Here is a 23,293-nt window from a genome sequence, read left to right as displayed (position 1 = left end):
TCAGTCGATGCTAGACGAACTCTCTAAAATCTCTTCAATATAAACAGTAGGATGATTTTGTAATGCCATGATGTCGTCATTATCTTGTAGCCTTATCATTGGTCGAGTTGGCTTATTGGCATCAGTGAAGACAATCTCCCCTATCATTGCATTGGATAGCTTTACCTTTGTCCCTACGGGGAAATTGGTAATACCCTGCACAAAAGTATGAACTACATCTGGATCTAACTTAGAAAATTGCTCCTGCCGCAGTTTCTCCATTACCTTAAAAGGGGATTGCTTTTCCTTATATAACCGATCACAAATCATAGCATGGTACATATCACAAACAGCGACAATCCGAGCATAACGATGAATTTTCCCTTTGGATAATCCAAGTGGATAACCACTGCCATCCATTCGCTCGTGATGTTGTAAGACTGCTTGTTTAACAGCTTGTTTAATCGTTGGTAATTTCTCGGTTAATCGATAGGAATAAGTAGGATGCTTTTTTACTTCTAATAAATCTTCAGTTGTTAAAAAATGATGTTTCTTCACGATGGCAGGATCAATTCTTGCCATTCCACAATCACTTAAAAATCCTGCTAGACCAACTTGTAACCATTCTCCTTTTGCGTATCCGGTTTTGTATCCGAGATAAGCCGATAAAATAGCCACCGCCACATTATGATGAAAGAAATAGTCCTCCCTAGTTGCATAGTGATGTATAGTATAGATTGCCTGGCTGATGTCTTTCATTCGCCCTAACAAAGGAATAATCAACTTACGTACTTGAGTAATATCAATAGCTGAGCCGTTTTGCCAAGATACAAAGAGCGCTTTGTATTGCTTAACAGCTAGCTGATAATGTGCTGCAAATGGTAAAGATGATGTTTCCTCACGAAGGTTAGTTTCTAACAAATCACTCTTTCTTTGCTGCATTTCTTCCTCTTTCGGCTGATATTCACTACCATCTGCCAACTTTGGAGAGACATGAACGGTTTTCACTAGGAATTTTTGTAATACAACAATATGCTGCTCTGTAAGCACAGTCTGCTTAGGGATTATCGGACGACTCGTTTTTCCTTCTACGTCCTTCATTAAAACACAGCCTGGTATTAGATGTAATGGACTTACTTGCATATTACTTTCCTCCCCACTAGATAAATAAGATATATAAAATAGGATAGTATCTCATTGTGTTTCATCTAGTTGAAAAAAAGATGGCCGAACGTCAGCCATCTTTTCAATTATTCTTCCACATCTTCTGTTGTATCTTGTGCTGCTTGATCTTTCTGATCCACTTGTTCTTCTTCCTCATCCTGATCAATCCTTGTTACAGTAGCTACTTCCTCATCATCCTGTAAACGGATCAAACGAACTCCCATCGTATTACGTCCAGTCTCTGATATATCTTCGACTGGAATACGAATGAGTACACCTGCAACAGTAATTAGCATAAGATCTTCTTTACCTGAAACAGCTTTCACCGCTGCTACATGTCCTGTTTTTTCTGTTAAATTACAAGTGTATATTCCTTTACCACCACGATTTGTTATTCGATACTCTGACTCTGGTGTTTGTTTACCATAACCCTTACTTGTTACGTGGAGAATCTTAGCATCTTCCTGTAAGATTTCCATGGAAACAACCTCATCATCTTCACGTAATGATATACCCTTTACGCCAGCTGCAGTCCTTCCCATAGATCGTATTTGGTCCTCTGGAAAACGAATTAAATAGCCATTTTTCGTTGCAATCATCATATCCTTTGTACCATCAGTTAGCCGCACTGAGATCAGCTCATCTTCTTCTCGAAGTCCTACTGCAATAAGTCCACCTTTACGAATATTTGCAAATTGGGCAAGTGACGTACGTTTAGAAATACCGTGCTTCGTTGTAAAAAATAAAAATTGATCTTCACGATAGTCTTTTACAGAGATAACCGCATTCACCCATTCGCCTTTCTCAATTTGCAACAGATTAATAATGGGAATTCCTTTTGCAGTTCTACTGAACTCTGGCACTTCATATCCTTTTGCCTTGTACACTTTACCTTTATTTGTGAAGAATAATATAGTGTCATGGGTAGAAGTAGAGACAAGATGTTCAACAAAATCATCCTCATTCGTTCCCATTCCTTGGATACCACGACCGCCACGCTTCTGAGTACGATAGGTAGAAGAAGGTAATCGTTTGATATATCCCTGATGTGTTAATGTAATAACAATGTTTTCTTCTGGGATTAGATCTTCGTCCTCAAAGAAATCACTACCACCAACAACAATTTCAGTTCGACGATCATCATTAAAGCGTTCCTTAATTTCTGTTAGCTCTTCACGAATAATCTCTAATACCTTTTCTTCATCCGCTAAAATCGCTTTTAACTCTTCAATTAGTTTTTGAAGTTCTTTATACTCATTTTCAATTTTTTCACGTTCAAGACCTGTTAAACGTTGTAAACGCATATCTAAAATTGCTTGTGCTTGTTTCTCAGATAGATCAAAACGTTCAATTAGTCCAGTACGTGCAATATCTGTTGTCTTTGAACTACGAATAAGCGCAATAACCTCATCCAAATTATCAAGCGCAATTCGCAACCCCTCTAAAATATGTGCACGTGCCTCAGCTTTTCGCAATTCAAATGCTGTACGCCGTTTAATAATTACTTTTTGATGCTCTAAATAATGAATAAGACATTGTTTGATTGAAAGTACTTTAGGTTGTCCGTCTACTAATGCCAACGTATTTATCCCAAAGGTAGTTTGCAACGCAGTATGTTTATATAAATTATTAAGAACAACATTCGCATTTACATCCCGACGGAGTTCAATAACGACACGTAGCCCATCACGATCTGATTCATCTCGTAAATCAGTAATTCCGTCAATTCGTTTATCTCGTACAAGCTCAGCAATCTTCTCTATCAGCTTTGCTTTATTTACCTGATATGGTAATTCAGTTGCAATAATCGTAGACTTTCCGTTTGGCTTCTCTTCAATATTGACTTTTGCTCGAATAGTAACAGAGCCTTTCCCTGTTTCATATGCTTTGCGAATTCCACTCCTACCAAGAATTTGCCCAGCTGTAGGGAAATCAGGACCATGAATATAATCCTCCATCAGTTCATCAATTGTAATTTCTGGATCTTTACTTAGCGCAAGTACGGCATCTATTGTTTCACCAAGATTATGTGGTGGAATATTTGTTGCCATCCCTACAGCTATCCCTGATGCTCCATTAACAAGTAAGTTAGGAAATCTAGAAGGGAAAACAACTGGTTCCCTTTCTGAGCCATCATAGTTATCCGTATAATCGATTGTATCTTTATTGATATCACGCAATAATTCCATGGATATTTTTGACATTCTTGCTTCCGTATAACGCATTGCTGCCGCTGAATCTCCATCTACAGAACCAAAATTACCATGCCCATCTACCAGCATATTTCGATAACTAAAATCCTGCGCCATCCTTACCATAGCTTCATAAACAGCTGAATCACCATGTGGATGATATTTACCAATTACTTCACCAACGATACGAGCAGATTTTTTATAAGCTTTATCTGCATGCATACCTAAATCATTCATTGCATATAATATTCTACGATGAACAGGCTTTAATCCGTCACGAACATCTGGAAGAGCACGTGAGACAATAACACTCATTGCATAATCAAGGAATGATGTACGCATTTCCTGACTAAGATTTATCTCCTGTACATTTGGACGTTGCTGATCCGCCATTGTAATACTACCTCCATTCACTAGTACAACCAAAACCTATAAAGCCTGAGAAGCTGGCTTTATATTTTATATAACAACGTGGAACGTGGCTTTATCTAAATATCCAAATTCTTTACATATTGGGCATTCTCTTGGATAAAGTTTCTTCGTGGTTCCACTTTATCTCCCATCAGCACATCAAAAATCTGATCAGCGTCAATTGCATCAGATAATTCAACTTGAAGAAGGGTACGTGATTCTGGACTCATTGTTGTTTCCCAAAGTTGCGTTGCATTCATTTCCCCTAAACCTTTATATCGCTGCAAGCCTGGTTTTGGAGCTTTCGGTATTTCCTCTAATATCCGTTCCATCTCTTTGTCATTGTAGGCATAATGAACAGCCTTACCTTGTTGTATCTTGTAAAGAGGTGGCTGCGCAATATAAACATAGCCATGCTCAATAAGTGGGCGCATATAACGATAAAAGAAGGTTAACAATAACGTTCGAATATGGGCACCATCAACATCGGCATCTGTCATAAGCACAATTTTATGATAACGCGCTTTAGTGATATCAAAATCCTCGCCAATCCCTGTACCTAAAGCAGTAATAATCGTTCGCACTTCATTATTTGATAAAATTTTATCAAGCCGCGCTTTTTCTACGTTTAAAATCTTTCCACGTAAAGGTAAGATTGCTTGAAAATGTCGGTCACGTCCTTGTTTAGCAGATCCTCCCGCAGAATCTCCCTCCACAATGTACAATTCACTGATTTTAGCATCCTTTGAAGAACAATCTGCAAGTTTACCAGGTAAATTGGATACTTCCAACGCACTTTTTCTACGTGTCAGTTCACGAGCTTTTTTCGCCGCTGCCCGGGCACGTGAAGCCATTAATCCTTTTTCTACAACGATTTTAGCAACGTTTGGATTTTCGAATAAAAATTTAGAAAAGGTTTCACTAAAAACAGAATCGGTAACTGTCCGTACTTCACTATTACCTAATTTAGTCTTTGTTTGACCTTCAAACTGAGGATCAGGATGTTTAACGGAAACAATTGCTGTCAATCCTTCGCGAACATCGTCTCCAGATAAATTCGGATCATTTTCCTTAAATAAGTTATTCTTTCTAGCATAATCGTTAATCACACGTGTCAATCCTGTTTTAAACCCAGATTCATGCATACCGCCCTCATAGGTATGAATATTATTGGCAAATGAATAGAGATTGCTCGTAAAGCCATCATTGTATTGAATGGCAACTTCTACAGATATCCCTTGCTCTTCTCCTTCAGCATAAAAAGGCTCATGCAAGATTTCCTTTGTGCGATTTATATATTCTACATAAGAGCTAATTCCACCCTCATAATGATAATTAATTGGCTCTGAGTCTGTTCGCTTATCTTCAATGGAAATATTGATTCCCTTATTTAGAAATGCTAACTCTCTAAGACGTTGAGATAACGTATCAAAATTATACGTCGTGGTTTCGTTAAAGATTTCTGGATCAGGATTGAAATGTGTAATTGTTCCCGTAATATCTGTTTCGCCAACTACTTCAATTTCCCCTTGTGGAACACCTTTTTTAAACTGTAAATAATGAATTTTATTATCTCGATGGACATGTACCTCTAAATTAGTAGACAGCGCATTAACAACAGAAGCACCTACGCCATGAAGCCCACCAGAAACCTTATAACCACCACCACCGAACTTTCCTCCGGCATGAAGGACAGTCATAATAACTTCTAAAGCTGGGCGTCCTGTTTTTTTCTGGATATCAACAGGGATACCGCGTCCATTATCCTTTACCGTTATACTATTATCCTTTTCGATAATAACCTCGATCTTATCACAATAGCCAGCTAGGGCTTCATCAATACTGTTATCTACAATTTCCCAGACGAGATGATGCAAGCCTTTTTCACTTGTTGAACCAATATACATTCCGGGACGTTTACGGACCGCTTCTAGCCCTTCAAGTACCTGTATTTGATCTGCATCATAGGCCTGTTCATTCATGATCTTATCTTCCATTGACATGTTTTCACATCCATTTCTAAACTTCTTCGGAATCTAGTTCCTTAATTTCGTCTGAAAAATCATCGAGCTTGCTGATTGTAGATATCATACTTGCTCTTTTTTTCAGAGTAGAGACAGATAAAGTGCTATAATACATCATCTCTTTCGTAATCATGACTGATTTTGCATGTTCAATCGGTCCAGCTACTCGCTTCTCTTTTAATGATTCTGTCATTAACTCTTCCATAATGGTTGATGATGAAATTAAATGATAATCAATAATAGCAACAACATCACACGAGTGAATGACGGTATCATTTCCAATATGAATAAACATCTGTATCCCCCCACATTATGCTTCTACTTTTCCTTCCTGCACACGAAAGATTTCCGCTTTTTCTAATGTTTCATGATTAATGCCATCAACACTTGTGGTGGATACGAAGGTCTGAACTTTACCATGAATTGTGTTTAAAAGATGAGATTGTCGGAAATCATCTAGTTCGCTTAACACATCATCCAACAATAAAATGGGGTATTCTCCTACCTCACTATAAATTAATTCAATCTCTGCTAGTTTTACAGATAAAGCTGCTGTTCGCTGCTGTCCTTGTGATCCATAGGTTTGTACGTCTCTATGATTAACATAAAACAGCAGATCGTCACGATGCGGGCCAATTAATGTTGTCCCTCTCTCGATCTCTTTTTCTTGAATGCTTTTGAATTTTTCACAGTATATATCTTCTATTTTCTCCTTATTTGCTTCTTCTGATACTTCTATTGTCGGAGAATACTTTATTTCCAGACTTTCAAGTTGACGACTAATACCATAATGTATCGGACTAGCCCATTTTCTTAATAAATCCAAAAAAACAAACCGCCTTTCCAATAGAGTTGCGGCATGTTCTGCGAGCTGCTCTGTTAAAACCTGCAACATCGTAGTATCTTGATCCGATCTGCGTTGCAATTGTTTTAGAACAGAATTACGTTGTTTAAGGATTTTTTGGTACTGTCCTAAATGATAGATGTAACGAGGCTGTATTTGGCCAAGTTCCATATCAATGAAACGTCTGCGAATTTGTGGTGCTCCTTTTACAAGTGTTAAATCCTCTGGAGCAAACATAACAACATTTAGCGCTCCTATATAATCACTTAACCGCTTTTGTTCCAATCGATTTAACTTCGCCTTTTTCCCTTTTGAGGAGATTACGATTTCTAGCGGAAAAGATTGTTTTCTTTTAGTAATTCTACCTTCTATTTTAGCATATTCTTCATCCCATTTGATCAATTCCTTTTCTCTAGGAGTTCGATGGGACTTTGTAAAGGCAAGCAGGTAGATAGCCTCCATTAAATTCGTTTTCCCCTGCGCATTTTCACCGATAATTACATTTATCTTATCATCAAATGATATATCCAATTTATGGTAATTACGGTAATTTTTTAATTGTAGCTTTTCAATATGCATAGTTAATCCTCTTCTAATCATAAAAAATTATGATTCCATCCTTTTAACGTAGGTAATCTATTGAAATAACGTTTTTCGAAAACAGATTTTTATGAATGACGGCTTGCTGATGCCTGTTAAATTCTTCCTAGTAATGAGATTGCAAAGCAGCAAAAATAGCTTGAACCTGAACGAATTGCAGACGCAGAATGAAAAAAGCTGCGTCAGAAACAAGCAAGTTTTATTTTAACCGTCAAAATCATTTTCTAAGACTCTATATGTTAATTCATTTTTTATCAATCTGTAACGAGAAAAGACCCGATTTCCTCAATCTTCACCACATCACCAGGATATAGCTTTCTCCCTCGCCTATGTTCTCGTTCACCATTAACTAAGACGCCAACATCTTGTAAATAGGCTTTTACCATACCACCAGATTCTAAAACATTGGCAAGCTTGATGAATTGGCCTAAGGAGATATATTCCGTTCGTATAGTTATTTTTTCAGGCATATTATCACTCTTTTAGGTCATATTTGTAAAACACGTATCTATTTATCCTCTATTCTTATTTTACTAAAGATTTTCCATTAAGGAAAGGTATGACCCTTTATATCCTAAAATAATCGCTTATTTAAGCTAAAAATCACTTATACAGATGTAAAAAGCCCTTATCTTCGTCCGATAAGAGCTTTTTATTAAATTTTACGCTGAAATATCAAAGTGATTGTTAATTTTTTGATTAAATTAACGGAAAGCATGAGCTATTTTTAGTATGTTCTCACAGGTACAATTAACTGCAGGATAGAGTCTTCATTTGCTGGATGAATAATAAATGGTCGTAGCGCTCCAGTGAATTCGATATTCACATCCTCAAATTCAATGGCTTTCAATGCATCCATCATGTATTTAGAACTAAATGAAATCTTTAACTCTTCTCCCTCTATTGAAGATACCGTAACTTCTTCTGTAACATTTCCAACTTCTGGATGATTACTTGCAATTTCTACTAGCTGATCACCTTGTGTAGTTAAACGAACTACATTATTGCGTTCTTCTTTAGCTAATAGGGAAGCACGATCAATTGTACTTAATAATTCTTTCGTTTTAACATGCAATACCGTTTTGCTTTGATCAGGAATTAACCGAGAGGTTTCTGGATAATTACCGTCTAATAAACGGGATAAGAAATTCAAATGTTTTGTTCGGAATAAAATTTGATTACTAGTTACACTAATTTCAACCTTATCCTCTGTATCATCTAAGATTTTGTTTAATTCATTTAGACTTTTTCCCGGAACAACAACATTAGAAAATTCATTGGTAGTATCTGCTACTGGTATCGTTCTAGAAGCTAGTCGATGACTATCTGTCGCTGTAAATGTAAGTGTTTGATTTTCTAATTTTACATTTACACCCGTTAAGATTGGTCGAGTTTCCATTGTGGATACAGCAAATACCGTTTGTTTAATTAAGCTCTTTAGTAAATCAATTGGTAGTTCAAAACTATCATCTGTCTGTAATTTAGGTAATTGTGGATATTCTGTAGCATCTTGTCCATTTAAATTAAATTCTGCTTTTCCTGAGCGAATGGTTACTTTTAAGTTTTCATCTGCATGTATTTCTATCGTCTTTTCAGGAAGTTTGCGAACAATGTCTGGGAAATACTTCGCTTGTAGTACAATACTTCCTTCCTCAATGTACTCAACATTAACCGTACCGTTTTCTTCAGCAGGAATATAGGACTCAATAGATATATCAGAATCACTTCCTGTTAAGGTTATACCGTCTTGTCTAGCTTCAATTTTTATTCCAGTTAATATAGGAATAACCGTTCTAGATGAAATAGCCTTCATTACATTTTGAACACTTGCTATTAATTGATCTCGCTGAATGATAAATTTCATGAAATAAATCCTCCTAGTGGAAGTTCTTTTTAATTATATTATTTTATAAAAATATAGTAATAATAATAATAAGGGCTGTGATTATGTGGATAAATCTGTTTTTGTCAATGCGCTAAGGTTATTCACATGTGGACAACTTGTTTATAAGGTTGTCTCTGTTTTCCACAGTTTTCACAGGATCTTTAATTAGCTGAAAATGAGAAAGTGAGAGTTATAATTTAAAGTGATTTTAATTGCTCTTTCAATTCTTCAAGTTCTTTTACTAATTGCGTATCCTTTTCCATCAACTTTGATACTTTTTCATGAGCATGAATTACTGTAGTATGATCTCGCCCACCGAACTCTTCACCGATTTTTGGTAAGGATGCGTCTGTCATTTCTCGAGATAGATACATAGCAATCTGGCGTGGAAAAGCAATCGATTTTGTCCGTTTTTTGGCAATAAAATCTTCTAATCGTACATTATATTTTGCTCCAACCGTTTCTTGAATGCTCTGGATAGTTATTATCTTTGGTTGATTACTAGGAATAATATCTTTTAAAGCATCAGCAGCTAGTGATGCATCAATATCTTGATTAACTAAGGATGAATAAGCAACAATTCGAATAAGCGCACCTTCTAGCTCGCGAATATTCGTATCAATTTGATTAGCGATATAAAGCATAACCTCATTTGGAATGTCGAGTCCTTCTGCTTTTGCTTTTTTTGTTAAGATAGCAATTCTGGTCTCTAAATCCGGTGGTGTAATATCTGTAATTAATCCCCATTCAAAGCGAGAGCGAAGCCTGTCCTCTAAAGTTGGAATCTCTTTTGGTGGCCGATCACTTGAAATAATTATTTGTTTATTATCGTCATGTAATGCATTAAATGTATGGAAAAATTCTTCCTGTGTCGATTCCTTACCTGCTATAAATTGAATATCATCAATTAGCAGAACATCAACATTACGATATTTATTACGAAAGTTAACTGTTTTATTATCCATAATTGCGTTAATAAATTCGTTTGTAAATTTCTCAGAAGATAGATAAACGACCTTTGCGTTTGGATTATGATCACGTACATAATGTCCAATGGCATGCATTAAATGTGTTTTCCCTAGACCTACTCCTCCATATATAAACAACGGGTTATATGCTTGTGCTGGTGCCTCAGCTACAGCCAAGGATGCAGCATGAGCGAATCTGTTTCCAGCACCAATAACAAACGTATCAAAGGTATATTTTGCATTTAACATGGATTTAGGTGCTTCATTAGGATCGTCTTTTGGCTTTTGCTTCTGTGTAGGTTCGAAGTTATCAATCGACGTACTTGTATTCGGAAGTATAAATTTAGCAACAATATCTGAACCAGTTATTTCTGATAGAATCTCGGAAATAAGCTTTGTGTATTGATTTTCAAGCCAATCTCTAGCAAATTCATTTGGTGCGGAAACAATAAGTGTATTGTTTTCGATGGTTTCTGCTTTTGTGTTCTTTAACCATGTATCAAAGCTCGGCTTACTAATTTTTTCTTCAATTCTCTCTAAGGTAGCTATCCATATTTCCTGTATATTCTCCAAGCAGAATTTCACTCCTTTCACTGTAATAAATGTCATCCACTTCCAATTATCGATGTTTCTATTAGGAACCATTTATGTTAATTAATGAGTATTTACGTAAAGACTGCATACTGCTCCAATTAATGAGTAATAATGACATAAAAAGCCTCTCTCAATCTTTTAAAGATGGAAAGGCAAGATAAATAGAATTTACGTTTGGGTCTACTTCCAATTGTATTTAAAATTGAAGGGTTAAAATGGTATAACAAAAATAATATTGGTGTGGATAAATAAATATAGGTGGAATAAGCTTTGAATTAATTATAAACGTTGTCCACAGCTTTGTTGATAACAACATAAACAATCATGTTAACAAGTATCCACAAGTTATCCACAGTCTGTGTATAACTAGAATTTCAGTTTTCTTTTTTCACAAGTTAAACACAAATATAATATCAGAAAAACCCTTTGAATGCAATGGGGTTTCGACAGTTATCCACAAAGTCCATCGGTTGTAGACAATTATTGTCCACACCACTATATTTTGTGATTTTCCTGTCGATATATGTTGTGGATAGCAAATAAGACTCGATTATTTCCAAACAGTAGGGTGTGGATAGTTTAAATTAGAAGTGAGTTGACAGATGGAAGTATTTTTACGTATAATTACAAAGACTGTCTATTGACTGTTTAATAAAAGATTATTTCATCCCTTAGGGAGGTGCAGGATAAATGAAAAGAACGTATCAACCAAATAATCGCAAACGTAAAAAAGTACACGGCTTTCGCTCACGTATGAGTACTAAAAACGGACGTAAAGTATTGGCTCGTCGTCGTCGTAAAGGAAGAAAAGTCTTGTCTGCATAGGCCACTGAATAATCAGTGGTCTTTTTTCCACTTTAGACATATTGTTTATAGATAGAAGTGGGTTAATGTGTTATTACCACTTATAAGTTGGGCAGCTTAAGAATAGAAGAATGATATTTCTTCTATAATTATACATAGAAAAGACCAGAATCAGGGACAAGCTGATAAGTGGTATACGTAATAAGGTGATATAGATGAAGAAAGAATTTCGAATTAAAAAGAATGAAGAATTTCAATATACGTTTAAGTGTGGTAAATCTTTTGCAAACAGACAACTCGTCATCTATTATGTAGAGAAAAAGGGGCAGAATCATTTCAGAATTGGGTTATCTGTTGGAAAAAAGATAGGAAATGCGGTAACAAGAAATCGAATTAAGCGTTATTTACGTCAGTCTTTTCAAGAATTAGAGGAAAAAATTGCGTATCCACATGATATTGTAATCATTGCCAGACACCCTGCAAAACAGATGGAATATCATGAAATCAAAAAAAGCTTGACACATCTTTTATATAAAGAACGATTGTTAAAAAATCAATAAATTTAATATAGAATCTTAGGTTTGTTTAGGTTAAAATAACTCTTAGGATAAGCTATTTGAATATTCGTTGATAGAAAAGAGTTAGCTCTTTTATTTTAGTTAGGAGGAAAAGTGTTGCGTAAAAAGTTTTGGTTGCTGGTAACTTTAATTGGTCTGCTAGCAATACTTTCTGGTTGTACCGATGTAAATGAACCTATCACGGAAGAAAGTGAAGGTATCTGGAATAAATATTTCGTCTTTCCAGTATCCATGCTAATCACATATTTTGCAGAATTATTTAATGAAAACTACGGTCTAGCGATTGTAATCGTTACTATTTTAGTAAGGCTAGTACTGCTACCACTAAATGTGAAACAATTAAAGAGTTCAAAAGCTATGCAGGATATTCAGCCTAAGTTGAAGGAACTGCAACAGAAATATAGCTCGAAAGATGCAAATACACAGCAAAAACTACAGCAGGAAACAATGGCATTATTTCAAAAGAATGGGGTAAATCCGCTTGCAGGGTGCTTACCAATATTTATTCAAATGCCTATTTTAATTGCCATGTATCATGCAATTATGCGTACGGAATCCATCAAGACACATAGTTTTCTGTGGTTTGAGCTAGGTGCGCCGGATCCATTTTTCATTTTACCGATTATTGCTGCAGCAGCTACGTGGTTCCAGCAAAAATTGATGATGTCAGGAAGTCCAGCCGCTCAAAATCCACAAATGATGGTTATGCTTTATGTGATGCCTATTATGATTGGTGTTTTTGCAATATTCTTCCCAGCAGCATTGGCGTTATATTGGGTAGTAGGGAATATCTTTATGGTTGCCCAAACACTATTTATCCGTAAACCAATGATGGCTGATAAAAGTAATGGAGGAGACAAAAAGTGAGAGAAATAACTGCTAGTGGACAAACGGTTGAAGAAGCGGTCCAATCAGCATTAGAGCAGTTAAATACAACAAGGGACCAAGTCGAAATCGACGTGATTGATGAAGGAAAAAAAGGGTTACTAGGTGTTTTCGGGTCCAAACGCGCTTTTGTAAAGGTATCGACTGTCAAAAATCAGATAGAAGAAACGGAAAAATATTTACAGCAAATCATAAAACAGATGCATATAGATGCTACGATTTTTACAAAGGTAGAGGAAAATCATGTAACCTATGATGTACAGGGTGATAATATAGCTTTACTTATTGGAAAAAGAGGACAAACTTTAAATGCCTTACAATATTTACTACATCTTGTTATCAATAAAGAAGGAAAGCAATATTATACGGTGACACTAGATGCTGAAGGTTATCGGGGACGTAGAAAAGAGACACTTGAGTCGCTTGCGTTAAAAATGGCAGATAAGGCTATCCGCATGAATAAAAAGGTAGCTTTGGAGCCAATGCCTGCCTTCGAACGTAAAATTATTCATAGTGTGCTACAAGCAAATGAAGAAGTTTCGACATATTCTGATGGTAAAGAGCCACATCGTCATATTGTAATACAGCCTTAATATGGCTAGTAAGAAATAAATCAAAAATTATCCGCTTAGTGCCAAACTAGGCGGAATTTTTTTTGAAAAAGGGTAGCATTATTTTGACAGATTGTGTACAATTCACGAAGCAGGAAGCGTATATCGAATAAAGTTATCCACATGTGCATAAACCTTATCACGTTTAGCAGGGATGTGTTGTGGATAACTTTATTTTTATTAAAAAGTATGATATTCTATTAAGTTAGTGACGATAAAAATAATTATACGTTCTATATATATAACTTTATGTTGGAGGTGAAGAGCAATGGAAACAGATACAATTACTGCAATATCCACACCGATTGGTGAAGGGGCGATAGCAATTGTCCGATTAAGTGGTCCTGAAGCAATTTCAATAACTACGGAAATATTCAAAGGCAATGATTTAAAGCAGGTAGCGTCGCATACTATTAACTATGGGAAAATTATCGATCCACAATCAAATGAGATTGCTGAGGAAGTAATGGTTTCTGTGATGCGAGCGCCGAAAACATTTACACGTGAAGATGTAGTTGAAATTAACTGTCATGGTGGAATGGTTGCTGTAAATCGTGTGCTGGAAATTATATTGAGTAAAGGAGCACGTTTAGCAGAGCCTGGTGAGTTTACCAAACGAGCCTTTCTACATGGCAGAATAGATTTGTCTCAAGCTGAGGCGGTAATGGATTTAATCCGGGCTAAAACAGACAAAGCAATGTCGGTAGCTCTAAAACAAATGGATGGTCGTTTGTCTACTTTAATTGAGCGTCTACGACAGGATCTATTGGAAACAGTTGCTCATGTTGAGGTGAATATTGATTATCCTGAATATGATGATGTGGAAGAAATGTCACATGAAATGATGCGTAAGAAGACAAAAGAAGTTCATGCAGAAATAGAGAAGCTGTTACAGGTTGCTAAACAAGGCAAAATATTAAGAGAAGGCTTAGCAACGGCTATTATTGGTAGACCAAATGTCGGTAAGTCTTCGTTAATGAATACACTGGTTCAAGAAAATAAGGCCATTGTAACAGAAATACCAGGGACAACACGGGATATTATTGAAGAGTATGTAAACGTAAGAGGTGTTCCACTACGTTTGGTAGATACAGCAGGTATTAGAGAAACAGAAGATATTGTTGAGAAGATTGGTGTGGAACGCTCTAGACAGGTATTAAAAGAGTCTGATTTGATTTTATTCGTTTTGAACTATAACGATGATTTAACAGAGGAAGACGAAAAATTATTTACAGCAATACAGGGACTTAATTATATTGTAATAATTAATAAGACAGACCTTGAGCAAAAATTGGATTTAGAGCGGGTAAAAGTGCTAGCAGAGGATAAACCAGTTGTCACTACCTCATTAATTGAAGAAGAAGGTGTAGATGAATTAGAAAATGCGATTTCTAAAACGTTCTTCGAAGGGGAAATTGATACCGGAGATCTAACGTATGTTTCAAATGTACGACATATTCAGTTATTAAAACAAGCCAGCCGTGCATTAGAAGATGCTATCGATGCTCTAAAATTAGAAATGCCTCTGGATATTGTTCAAATTGATGTTACAAGAACATGGGAATTCTTAGGAGAAATTATTGGTGATACAGCAAGTGACAGTTTAATTGATCAGCTGTTTTCACAATTTTGTTTAGGAAAGTAAATAAAAACTATCGTTTTTTTTGATATTGGTAATGAAAATATAGAAAGGATGAAGACCAATGACATATGATGCAGGTCATTATGACGTGATTGTAGTTGGTGCAGGGCATGCTGGAGTAGAAGCAGGTCTCGCTGCAGCAAAAATGGGTGCAAAGACATTAATGCTCACACTCAACCTAGATATGATTGCCTTTATGCCATGTAACCCGTCAATAGGCGGACCTGCTAAAGGTATAGTGGTTCGTGAAATAGATGCACTTGGCGGTGTTATGGCAAAAGTAATTGATAAAACGTATATTCAAATGCGTATGTTAAATACTGGGAAAGGACCAGCTGTGCAGGCTTTGCGTGCACAAGCTGATAAGCCTTTATATATAAAAGAAATGAAACAAATAATTGAAAATGAAAGAAATCTTACACTACGTCAAGGTATGGTAGATCAATTAATTGTCGAAAATGGCATATGTAAAGGTGTTATTACTGAAACGAATGCTGCTTATAGTGCAGAAACAGTTATAATTACTACTGGTACGTTTATGCGTGGGAAAGTTTTAATGGGGGATCTGGAGTATGAGAGTGGTCCTAATAACCAACGCCCAACAATTAAGCTATCCGAAAACTTAGAAGAGCTTGGGTTTGAGATTACTCGCTTTAAAACAGGTACTCCACCAAGAGTAAATAGTCATACCATTGATTATTCAAAAACAGAGATCCAACCAGGTGATGAAAAACCACAAAGTTTTTCTTATGAAACAACGGAATATATTACGGAGCAAATCCCATGTTGGTTAACGTATACAAATGAATTTACACATGAAATAATTAATGAGAACCTATCACTTTCATCCATGTATTCTGGTATGAAAAGGGGAACGGGTCCTCGTTATTGCCCGTCTATTGAAGACAAAATTGTTCGATTTAATGATAAACCTCGTCATCAAATTTTCCTAGAACCAGAAGGAAGAGATACGGAAGAGGTTTATGTACAAGGACTTTCCACATCACTTCCTGAATCCATTCAACATGAAATGGTAAGAAGTGTAGAAGGACTAGAGAATGCAGAAATTATGCGCGCAGGCTATGCAATTGAATATGATGCAATTGTACCAACACAGCTGTGGCCAACCTTGGAAACAAAAAAAATTCCTGGATTGTTTACTGCTGGTCAAATTAACGGTACTTCGGGTTATGAAGAAGCTGCTGCTCAAGGAATTATGGCAGGAATTAATGCCGCAGCAAAAGTATTGGATAAAGAACCAGTTATTCTAGATCGATCCCAAGCTTATATTGGTGTACTAATAGATGATTTAGTAACAAAAGGAACCAATGAGCCCTATCGTCTTCTTACTTCTCGTGCGGAATATCGTCTATTATTAAGACATGATAATGCTGATTTACGAATGACTGAATTAGGCTACCAGCTTGGTCTTATCTCAGAAGAACGCTATGCTAAATTTGTCGAGAAAAATCGACTGGTAGAAGAAGAGAAAAATCGATTGTTCAAGCTAATTATAAAACCTTCTGAAGAGGTAAACTACCTGCTTGAGCAAGCAGGTGCAACACCTCTAAAAGAAGCTATAAAAGCTTATGATTTATTGAAGCGTCCAGAATTATCCTATGATTTATTATCATCTATTATCCAAGCAGATCCCAAATTATCCGCTGAAGTAACGGAACAGGTCGGTATTCAAATAAAATATGAAGGCTATATCAAAAAAGCAAATGAACAAGTAGAGCGTATGCTTAAGATGGAAGATAAGAAAATTCCAGTAGATATTGATTATGATGATATTAGTGGAATAGCTACAGAAGCAAAAGAAAAGCTTAAAAAGGTAAGACCACTATCCGTAGGTCAAGCGTCACGAATTTCAGGGGTCAATCCTGCAGATATATCCATTTTAATCGTATATATTGAACAAGGAAATATCGCTCGTTTGGCGAATTAGTATTTGATTGACAGTGGACTGATGCAGGAGTGTTTAGGATATTTCAGGTTACAGAAAGGTATACAGCTGTTATTCCTTTCTGTAACACCCTCTACATAAGGAGTTAACGGTATGAACCCAGAACAATTTGTACAAGCTTTAAGGATAAAAGGAATCGATCTAAATCAACAGCAGCAGGAACAATTTGCTATCTATTATCGTACGTTAGTTGAATGGAATGAAAAAATAAATCTTACTGGTTTAACAGAAGAAAAGGATGTCTACTTAAAGCATTTTTATGATTCCATAAGTGCGGCCTTTTATTATGATTTCACTACAGACTTAACTATCTGTGATGTCGGAGCAGGGGCAGGATTTCCCAGTATTCCTTTAAAGATATGTTTTCCGCAGCTTAAAGTAACGATTGTGGATTCATTAAAAAAACGTATCGGCTTTTTAAATCACTTAGCAACGGAGTTAGCGTTAGATAACGTTGCTTTTTATCATGATCGTGCCGAGAATTTCGGGAAGAACCAATTTCGAGAATCGTTTGATATAGTAACAGCAAGAGCTGTCGCCCGTATGTCCGTGCTATGTGAATTGTGTTTACCATTAACTAAAAAGCATGGAGTTTTTCTTGCTATGAAGGGATTAAAGGCAAAGGATGAAGTAGGACAAGCAAAATCGGCAGTTGAGTTATTAGGTGGAAAATTAATGCATACATACACATTTGCTTTGCCTGAAGAAGCTAGCGAACGATCTATTATAGAGATTAAAAAAGTAAGAAAAACACCTAAGAAGTATCCAAGAAAAGCTGGCTTACCAAACAAAGAGCCAATTGAATAAGCTATCATTACTTACATGTATGAATTTTAGCGATCAAAGCATTAATTTTAAAATAGGCTGATTGGATATTCTTTGGCTAAAAAATGTGATAAAATATAAGCTGATGCACTATCATCCAGCAACATGTACATGGGTGTGTAGTTTTTATACAAGCGCAGTAGCATTTTTGCTGCAGCGTTTTTTCTTAAGCGATATGAACGTATAAGTGATGAAATGTCTAGATTTACTGCCTTTTTTATAGGTCTTTAGCACTTTCCTTAAGGAAATAAAAGATTTGTAAAGGCATGTTGGGAGTAGTCAAGTTGCCCCGCGCTTTTCTTATGAATACCTTTTCCTGTGCTATAATAATGATAGATTCATATAAAATGTTTCACGTGAAACATTTTATATTTTATACATAGATAAGCATATCAAGTACAATAGAGGTGGTGTGGGATTATGGTGAAGCCCTTTAACCGATTTTTTGGAATAGGTGATAAATCTGAAGCGGATTCAGATGCTGAAATGGAATCGTTTCATCCTGATGAAGTTATTCAGATTCCTATCAATCATATAGAGGCCAATCGATTTCAACCAAGATCGATTTTTAGTGAAGAAAAAATAAAAGAACTCGCACAGACAATTCATACGCATGGAATGATTCAACCAATCGTCGTACGTAAGTTAGAGGTGGATGGCGAGGAAGAAAAATATGAGTTAATAGCTGGGGAACGCAGATGGAGAGCAGTGCAATCATTGGGATGGGAATACATCTCGGCTATTATTCGTGAAATGACAGATGCTGAAACTGCCTCCGTAGCATTAATTGAGAACTTGCAACGAGAGGAATTAACAGTTATAGAAGAGGCAACTGCTTACGCTAGACTATTGGAAATACATTCATTAACGCAGGAAGCATTAGCACAACGTTTAGGCAAGAATCAATCTACAATTGCTAATAAGCTTCGTTTATTAAAATTGCCACAGCCCGTACAAGAGGCATTATTGGGTAAATACATCACAGAAAGACATGCACGCGCACTCATTAAATTGAAAGATGAAGAAAAGCAGATTAAATTATTACAAGATATTTTGGATAATGACCTAAATGTTAAACAAACAGAAGATCGAATTAAAAAATTAAATGAGCAACAATCTACAACGAAAAAGAAAGTGCCAAAGAGAAAAGGGTTCAATAAGGATATTCGAATTGCAATGAACACCATTAGACAGTCTTTAAATATGGTGTCAGATACGGGAGTAGAAGTTGAATCAGATGAACAGGATTTAGACGATTACTACCAAATCACAATAAAAATACCTAAAAAGAAGTAAAGCTATTATACATCGAAATAATTACATGTACAGCCCATCTTTTACAAAAAAGATGGGTATTTTGCACATGAATAGTTAAAACACGGAAAATGGTGCAATTTTGGATTATGAAATAGAAACAAAACATAAATAAGTCGCCCATTGCATAAAAAAAGTGATAAAATAGAAAGTATATAGTTTTAGGGTAGGTGTCAACATGGGAAAAATAATGTCCATCGCAAATCAAAAAGGTGGCGTAGGAAAAACAACTTCATCGGTGAATTTAAGTGCTTGTCTTGCACATTTGGGCAACAATGTACTTCTTGTTGATGTAGATCCCCAGGGAAATGCAACAAGTGGTACAGGGGTTAATAAAGCAGATGTGAAAAACTGTATCTATAATGTACTAGTAGAAGATCTACCAGCTGAGGAAGTTTGTATTCCAACAAATGTAGACAACTTAGATATCATACCTGCTACCATTCAGCTTGCTGGTGCAGAAATTGAACTTGTACCAACAATTTCTAGGGAAATAAGATTAAAGAAATCATTAGAAAACTTGAAAGAAAAGTATGATTATATCATTATAGATTGCCCGCCTTCTTTAGGCTTATTAACATTAAATGCATTAACTGCTTCAGATACGGTAATTATTCCAGTACAATGTGAATATTATGCTTTGGAGGGGCTAAGTCAGTTATTGAATACCATTCGACTAGTCCAAAAGCACTTAAATAAGTCACTTATGATAGAAGGGGTACTGTTGACGATGTTAGATGCAAGAACGAATTTGGGTCTTCAGGTAATTGAGGAAGTTAAAAAATATTTTCAGGATAAGGTGTATCAAACGATTGTTCCTAGAAATGTGAGGTTGGGTGAAGCTCCTAGCCATGGACTTCCGATTATAAGTTATGATCCAAAATCAAGAGGGGCAGAAGTATACCTTGAATTAGCGAAGGAAGTGATGGCCAATGGCGAAAGGGTTAGGTAAAGGTATTAATGCTTTTTTTCCAGACATTGAAGAGCATGAAGATGATGTTATTCAGGAAATAGCCATTACTGAATGTAGACCAAATCCATATCAACCACGTAAGACATTTCATGCAGATGCTATTGAGGAGTTAAAAGAATCGATACTAGAATATGGAATCATTCAACCACTCATAGTACGTAAAAGTATTAAAGGATATGAAATAGTTGTTGGTGAACGAAGATACCGTGCTGCTAAAGAGGCTGGTTTAGAAAAACTTCCTGTCGTCATTAAAGAATTATCGGATGAAAAAATGATGGAGCTTGCCCTATTAGAAAATCTTCAAAGAGAAGATTTAACACCGATTGAAGAGGCGCATGCATACGCCAACTTAATGAATGAATTAAGGATTACCCAAGAAGAGCTATCAAGGAGGTTAGGAAAGAGTCGCTCACATATTGCCAATATCGTTCGGTTACTTTCCTTACCAGATCAGGTGATAGCTTGTATTAACAACGGGGAGCTTTCAATGGGTCATGGACGAGCCTTATTAGGTCTGAAAGATAAAACTAAACTGCAAGCACTGATTCAAAAGATACGGAGAGAGAAGCTGAATGTTAGACAAGTAGAGAAGTTAATTATTCAGTTAAATGAAAAACCGGTGAAGAAGAAAGAAAAGCCTAAGAAGGATATTTTCCTTCAGGAGAGAGAATCATACTTAAGAAATAGGCTGGGTACAGCAGTTTCCATTCAGCGCGGTAAACGAAAAGGTAAAATTGAAATTGAGTTTTATAATGATGAAGACTTACAACGAATTATGGATGTATTAGATCAGTGAGCGAGCCACAACATATGATATGATTTTAATAAAAGACTGACAATGAAAAATGTCAGTCTTTTGTTATAGTCTAGGAAATTATAAAATTAGCCTATGTGGATAAATAGAGGCGTGGTGAGCCGCGCCCAGATCCAGCGCCCAGAAACTAGGCGGGTTCACGAATCGCCCTAATCTAAGTCATTATTGGCTCGCAAGCACACCGTGATTCCTTTATATCCGTTGACTCGATCCAGTCGCTATGTTTCTAATCGGTGCTTGTACTTTTGTTCTATACACGTATAAATTAATGAGCTTCAGCTTATAGTCTAAATAGAATTGGCGGATAGATCATGATATATTTTGATCAAGCTGCCTCATCTTATCCGAAACCACCAGTAGTTATCGAGGCGATGATGAGGGTAATGAATGAAATAGGTGCGATCCCCAAAAGAGGGGGGCATACTATGGTACAAGGGTGAATTAAAACCACTTATTCATGGAGGGATGGGAAGCCATTCAGAGGAAGTATTGCAACCAAACGGATGGTCGGAAAGATTTGAAAGTGGTACGTTGAATACGCTAGCGATAGCTGGTTTACTTGCTGCTTTAAGTTTATTTGAAAAACAAGTAGAGGAAATTGTTTCACGTGAAACATTATTAACGCAAATGCTTGTGAATGAGCTCCAAGCAATTTCTGGTGTTACGTGCTATAGGATAGATGAATGATCTCTGCCAATGATAGCATTTAATAGTAAAGATATATCATCACATGAAATTGCTACGATACTGGATGCACATTATCAGATCGCATTACGAGCTTGTCTACAATGTAGTTCACTAATGCATGAAATGTTGCAAACCAGAACAAGGTGCTGTAAGAGTAAGTCTTTCGAGAAGCAATACATAAGAAGAAATAACTCCATTTATAAAAGCAATGAGAGACATTGCAAGCATCTATTAAATTAATTCAATTATTGGGGATGATGAGGGCATGGCATTATATGGAACTATCATCAATGGCGTATTAATCATCATTGGTAGTTTGTTTGGTTTACTCTTTACAAAAATTCCTGAACGGTATAAAGAAACAGTTATGCAAGGAATTGGATTGGCAGTTATGATTATTGGGGTTCAAATGGCACTTTCCACAGAGCTAATTATCATTGTATTACTCAGCTTACTTACAGGGGCAATTCTAGGAGAGCTATTGAATCTAGAAGTAAGATTAAATAGTCTGGGAACATGGATAGGAAGTAAATTCACGACGAAAAGCAGTGATTTTAGCGTATCCCAAGGTTTTGTCACTGCATCACTAATTTTTGTAATAGGTGCCATGTCGGTAATTGGTGCTTTAGATAGTGGAATTCGTGGTGATCATGAAGTATTAATTACAAAAGGAATTCTTGATGGATTTGTAGCGCTCGTATTAACGACAACTTTAGGGTTTGGGGTTATCCTATCGGTTATCCCGGTTGTTTTATATCAAGGTAGTATTGCTTTATTAGCTACACAAATAGAACAAATCCTTCCAGAAAGCTTTCTGAATGGCATGATAACAGAGCTAACTGCAGTAGGTGGAGTACTAATTCTGGCGATTGGCTTCAATCTACTAAAAATCACATCTATTCGAATCGGAAATCTATTGCCAGCTATTATTACAGTAGCTTTTATATATTATATATATCAATTATTCTAAATGAGGGGGTAACTTTCGTATATGGAAATATACATAGGCTGGTTATTAGCAGTAATTGTTACTATTTTAACTATAGTTGTTATAATTCAAGGCATCCGCTCAAGGATACATGATAAGTATAAAAAACTATCAGAATTAGAAGAACGCATTAAAAAGCTGGAAAAAGATAATAACTAGTAGATAGGGAAACAGCGATCACAGCATGAGTATCGCTGTTTTTTGTTGATTAAGATTGTGTATAACAGAGTAAGTCGTTTCATAGATGCCGACGAGACCTACGATTATGATTATGATAAGTCAACAGTGAATCGCTGTGGCTATTTGTGTTTCCTTTACCTCATGCGAAGTGGTTCGGTCCTACGTTGCTAATGGGGGCACCTGCTTCTTTGTTCAAAGTTAAGAAAGTATCAAATCAGTGCAATGACTGCGTTAAGCGAAGTAGTTATTTTGAAATGTTTGATGTATATTGGCAATGCTCCGACTAATTACTTCGCTTTCCGCGGGCACGGCCTCAACTAACTTTGCAAAGAAGAACACGTTGCAAAGTGGATTTTCGGCTCGCG

Annotated in this window: 22 protein-coding genes; 14 read left to right on the top strand and 8 right to left on the bottom strand. The window is 36.2% G+C overall.

Going from position 1 to position 23,293, the window contains the following annotated elements; genetic code table 11:
- The 8 genes from RVS70_RS15455 to dnaA form a co-directional block, all read right to left on the bottom strand.
- Positions 1-1,122: an HD-GYP domain-containing protein gene (locus RVS70_RS15455; RefSeq protein ID WP_205389375.1), complete on the bottom strand. Its 1,122-nt coding sequence runs from the start codon at positions 1,120-1,122 to the stop codon at positions 1-3.
- 107 nt (positions 1,123-1,229) lie between these two features.
- Complete coding sequence (gene gyrA, locus RVS70_RS15450; RefSeq protein ID WP_026680127.1) at positions 1,230-3,728, bottom strand: DNA gyrase subunit A; 2,499 nt, start codon at positions 3,726-3,728, stop codon at positions 1,230-1,232.
- A 95-nt stretch (positions 3,729-3,823) separates the two neighbouring features.
- Positions 3,824-5,749, bottom strand: a complete 1,926-nt coding sequence (gene gyrB, locus RVS70_RS15445) for a DNA topoisomerase (ATP-hydrolyzing) subunit B (RefSeq protein ID WP_026680126.1) — start codon at positions 5,747-5,749, stop codon at positions 3,824-3,826.
- A gap of 16 nt (positions 5,750-5,765) precedes the next feature.
- On the bottom strand, positions 5,766-6,065 hold the full coding sequence (gene remB / locus RVS70_RS15440; RefSeq protein ID WP_321133930.1) for an extracellular matrix regulator RemB: 300 nt from the start codon (positions 6,063-6,065) through the stop codon (positions 5,766-5,768).
- A gap of 15 nt (positions 6,066-6,080) precedes the next feature.
- Positions 6,081-7,193 carry a DNA replication/repair protein RecF gene (gene recF / locus RVS70_RS15435; RefSeq protein ID WP_026680124.1) on the bottom strand — a complete coding sequence of 371 codons (1,113 nt, stop codon included), beginning with the start codon at positions 7,191-7,193 and terminating at the stop codon, positions 6,081-6,083.
- Between the two features lie 275 nt (positions 7,194-7,468).
- Complete coding sequence (gene yaaA, locus RVS70_RS15430; RefSeq protein ID WP_026680123.1) at positions 7,469-7,684, bottom strand: S4 domain-containing protein YaaA; 216 nt, start codon at positions 7,682-7,684, stop codon at positions 7,469-7,471.
- Between the two features lie 257 nt (positions 7,685-7,941).
- Complete coding sequence (dnaN, locus tag RVS70_RS15425; protein ID WP_166530510.1) at positions 7,942-9,078, bottom strand: DNA polymerase III subunit beta; 1,137 nt, start codon at positions 9,076-9,078, stop codon at positions 7,942-7,944.
- Between the two features lie 218 nt (positions 9,079-9,296).
- The gene (dnaA, locus tag RVS70_RS15420) at positions 9,297-10,640 is read right to left on the bottom strand and encodes a chromosomal replication initiator protein DnaA (protein WP_026680121.1); all 1,344 of its coding nucleotides are present in this window, start codon (positions 10,638-10,640) and stop codon (positions 9,297-9,299) included.
- 711 nt (positions 10,641-11,351) lie between these two features.
- Here dnaA and rpmH point away from each other — a divergent pair.
- The 14 genes from rpmH (at position 11,352) to RVS70_RS15350 (ending at position 22,907) form a co-directional block, all read left to right on the top strand.
- Complete coding sequence (rpmH, locus tag RVS70_RS15415; protein ID WP_021290274.1) at positions 11,352-11,486, top strand: 50S ribosomal protein L34; 135 nt, start codon at positions 11,352-11,354, stop codon at positions 11,484-11,486.
- Positions 11,487-11,680: 194 nt separating this feature from the next.
- Positions 11,681-12,025 carry a ribonuclease P protein component gene (gene rnpA / locus RVS70_RS15410; RefSeq protein ID WP_121604244.1) on the top strand — a complete coding sequence of 115 codons (345 nt, stop codon included), beginning with the start codon at positions 11,681-11,683 and terminating at the stop codon, positions 12,023-12,025.
- 114 nt (positions 12,026-12,139) lie between these two features.
- Entirely contained in the window at positions 12,140-12,910 is a 771-nt protein-coding gene (gene spoIIIJ, locus RVS70_RS15405; RefSeq protein WP_026680119.1) for a YidC family membrane integrase SpoIIIJ, read from the top strand.
- Positions 12,907-13,521, top strand: coding sequence for an RNA-binding cell elongation regulator Jag/EloR (gene jag / locus RVS70_RS15400; protein ID WP_026680118.1), 615 nt, complete (start codon positions 12,907-12,909; stop codon positions 13,519-13,521). Before spoIIIJ ends, jag begins: the two co-directional genes overlap by 4 nt.
- A gap of 286 nt (positions 13,522-13,807) precedes the next feature.
- On the top strand, positions 13,808-15,184 hold the full coding sequence (gene mnmE / locus RVS70_RS15395) for a tRNA uridine-5-carboxymethylaminomethyl(34) synthesis GTPase MnmE (protein WP_205389374.1): 1,377 nt from the start codon (positions 13,808-13,810) through the stop codon (positions 15,182-15,184).
- Between the two features lie 58 nt (positions 15,185-15,242).
- The gene (gene mnmG, locus RVS70_RS15390) at positions 15,243-17,129 is read left to right on the top strand and encodes a tRNA uridine-5-carboxymethylaminomethyl(34) synthesis enzyme MnmG (RefSeq protein ID WP_121604242.1); all 1,887 of its coding nucleotides are present in this window, start codon (positions 15,243-15,245) and stop codon (positions 17,127-17,129) included.
- 111 nt (positions 17,130-17,240) lie between these two features.
- Positions 17,241-17,954, top strand: coding sequence for a 16S rRNA (guanine(527)-N(7))-methyltransferase RsmG (gene rsmG / locus RVS70_RS15385; protein WP_026680115.1), 714 nt, complete (start codon positions 17,241-17,243; stop codon positions 17,952-17,954).
- A 438-nt stretch (positions 17,955-18,392) separates the two neighbouring features.
- Complete coding sequence (noc, locus tag RVS70_RS15380; protein ID WP_321133917.1) at positions 18,393-19,268, top strand: nucleoid occlusion protein; 876 nt, start codon at positions 18,393-18,395, stop codon at positions 19,266-19,268.
- A 196-nt stretch (positions 19,269-19,464) separates the two neighbouring features.
- Positions 19,465-20,238 carry a ParA family protein gene (locus RVS70_RS15375; RefSeq protein ID WP_026680114.1) on the top strand — a complete coding sequence of 258 codons (774 nt, stop codon included), beginning with the start codon at positions 19,465-19,467 and terminating at the stop codon, positions 20,236-20,238.
- Complete coding sequence (locus RVS70_RS15370) at positions 20,219-21,055, top strand: ParB/RepB/Spo0J family partition protein (protein ID WP_026680113.1); 837 nt, start codon at positions 20,219-20,221, stop codon at positions 21,053-21,055. The genes RVS70_RS15375 and RVS70_RS15370 overlap by 20 nt, the downstream gene beginning before the upstream one ends.
- A gap of 329 nt (positions 21,056-21,384) precedes the next feature.
- Positions 21,385-21,513, top strand: coding sequence for a hypothetical protein (locus RVS70_RS15365; RefSeq protein WP_255637857.1), 129 nt, complete (start codon positions 21,385-21,387; stop codon positions 21,511-21,513).
- Positions 21,514-21,538: 25 nt separating this feature from the next.
- Positions 21,539-21,760, top strand: a complete 222-nt coding sequence (locus tag RVS70_RS15360) for an aminotransferase class V-fold PLP-dependent enzyme (RefSeq protein WP_121604240.1) — start codon at positions 21,539-21,541, stop codon at positions 21,758-21,760.
- A gap of 265 nt (positions 21,761-22,025) precedes the next feature.
- The gene (locus RVS70_RS15355) at positions 22,026-22,730 is read left to right on the top strand and encodes a DUF554 domain-containing protein (protein ID WP_321133912.1); all 705 of its coding nucleotides are present in this window, start codon (positions 22,026-22,028) and stop codon (positions 22,728-22,730) included.
- 21 nt (positions 22,731-22,751) lie between these two features.
- Positions 22,752-22,907: a hypothetical protein gene (locus RVS70_RS15350; RefSeq protein WP_162986332.1), complete on the top strand. Its 156-nt coding sequence runs from the start codon at positions 22,752-22,754 to the stop codon at positions 22,905-22,907.
- The last annotated feature ends 386 nt before the right edge of the window (positions 22,908-23,293 follow it).

This window comes from Virgibacillus sp. M23, assembly GCF_034190895.1.
GTDB classification, from domain to species: Bacteria; Bacillota; Bacilli; order Bacillales; family Amphibacillaceae; genus Virgibacillus; species Virgibacillus salarius.
Note: the sequence above shows the minus strand (reverse complement) of the source record. Positions and strands in the feature narration are given on the sequence as shown.